This window comes from Paenibacillus sp. OT2-17, from assembly GCF_009827695.1.
Taxonomy (GTDB): domain Bacteria; phylum Bacillota; class Bacilli; order Paenibacillales; family Paenibacillaceae; genus Paenibacillus; species Paenibacillus polymyxa_B.
The window spans coordinates 1-1,459 of record NZ_WUDQ01000747.1 but is presented as its reverse complement, the minus strand read 5'-3'; the positions used below and the strand labels follow the sequence as shown (position 1 = coordinate 1,459).

Annotated in this window: 1 protein-coding gene; it reads right to left on the bottom strand. The window is 43.6% G+C overall.

Annotated elements, in window-relative coordinates:
- Window positions 1-1,270, bottom strand: a 1,270-nt coding sequence (locus GRP75_RS26730) for a spore germination protein (protein ID WP_160790867.1), incomplete at its 3' end; no start/stop codon positions are given.
- Between the last annotated feature and the right edge of the window lie 189 nt (window positions 1,271-1,459).

Sequence of the window (1,459 nt, the reverse complement as noted above, 5' to 3'; positions counted from 1 at the left end):
GAGCGATTAAACCTAATATGATTCCGAAGATGCCAAAATAAGCGGCTAAACAGAGAAGAGTCAGTTGGATGACCGTGTTTGCTTTGGATATCTGGTAATTCGGCGACAGAAAAGAGGCGATCCCCGATACACCTAGAAGAACGATCAGCACTTTGCTGGCAAAACCGGCTTCAACCGTTGCCTGTCCAATAACGATACCGCCTACGACACCTAAAGTTTGGCTCGTTTTGTTCGGCATCCTTAAACTTGCCTCTTTAATAATTTCCAATATTACGAGCATGATCAAACCCTCCCAAAATGGGGTGAATGGAAGCTTGCTTCGGGATTCAATCAGGACAAAGAGGAGAGGCAGGGGGATCATCTGGTAGTGGTGGGCCGTTAAGGCAACATATACCGGAATTAGTATCAGCGACAGAAAAAAGCTGAAGAACCGGAGTAAACGCAAAAAACTAGCGACTATCCAGCGGTGGATATAGTCTTCGGGCGATTGGAAAAGATGAAAAAATGTTATAGGTCCGATCAGAGCAAATGGAGAATTGTCTACCAGGATCACGACCTTGCCCATGGCCAGCGAATAAGCGCATTGATCGGGTCGATCCGTTTGCTGCAGCTGCGGAAAGAGGCTGTTGCTGTGATCTTCGATAAAAACTCCGATTTGGCCAGAATCAAGAAATATATCATAGTTCAAGGCAACTAACTTCTCTTTAGTGTTAGAGATAAGGTTAGTATTGGTTAAACCCTCAATGTATAGCAGAGAGACTGAAGTAGAACTAAGCGAACCGGCTGTGAACTGTTCCGACTTCAATGTACTTAAAGGAAGCCGCCGGCGAATCAAAGTTATATTCTGATCAATCTGCTCCGTAAAACTATCCTGCGGCCCGTAAATAATGGTTTCCGTTTCTGATTTTCCTACAGGACGACCCAGTGTAATCGGAAGAAGAGTGGTCCACCATTGATTTAACGCAGGCTCATGTACGATCACCGCTGCCCGCATCAGTTGCTGTTCTGCATCTTTAAGTGTATGAATTTCTGTGAATTTACAGTTTAGAATACGCTCCGGAACCGGTCTGTCATTTATAGTAAGCAATGGCTTCAGGATGGATTCATTGATGCGTGCCTCATCGACCAGCGTATCCAGATATATAATCCAAATCGGATTTCCGGAAGGTGGGCAACGTTCAATGATACTGGCTTCTGATATGCCGGCAAGCATCGTTTTTAAAACATCAAGGGTTAACGGATAGGTATTTATTTCGGAAGATTTCCACATGTAATCACCATTATCTTTATGGATTTTTCATTAAGCTTTATTATAGGCATTTGATTGGAAAATCATCCGTTCTTCTTAGTTGAATTTAAGTGCTTTGAATGAGAAGGGACTCGCATGAATTGAGCCGCGTCTGTGCAAACGTTGGAAGAAATAATCGGGCTTAACGAGAGGAGTGACGTTAGATGAAAG